Below are 363 nucleotides of genomic sequence, written 5' to 3'. Positions count from 1 at the left end.
GTTGTAACAGCCAGTATCTAAAAATATTGAGGTTTCAATAAACTCTTTTGTCCGTAAGTTATAAATGCCTGCATCGAATTTGTAGCGATGCTCAAACAGCTTCGATAATGCCACTGTCGAGTATGTCATCTTTGGGTATCCATCCTTTTATTAGTACTACTTTGCCGTGATATTTGTTGCATTGAATTTCCCTTAGGGCATCCCGATCTTCGGGGGTTCCATCGCCGCAGGCAACTACATACCCCATGTCTTCCTCAGGCGGAAAGTCCCTTTTGTCAAATAAAACCCAACGCCCGTCATATTCGGCTTCTACTTCCCGGAAATTAAGAACACGCTTTTCCGTAGTCATCGTTACCATACAAC

General features: G+C 43.0%; 1 protein-coding gene. It reads right to left on the bottom strand.

What is annotated here, in order from left to right; translation table 11 throughout:
• Positions 1-91: 91 nt before the first annotated feature.
• Positions 92-363, bottom strand: a 272-nt coding sequence (locus ACYVTD_RS18070; protein ID WP_461248991.1) for a hypothetical protein, incomplete at its 5' end; no start/stop codon positions are given.

The organism is Treponema sp. R6D11, from assembly GCF_054786075.1.
The sequence above is the reverse complement of the archived record's forward strand: the minus strand, read 5'-3'. Positions and strand labels throughout refer to the sequence as shown.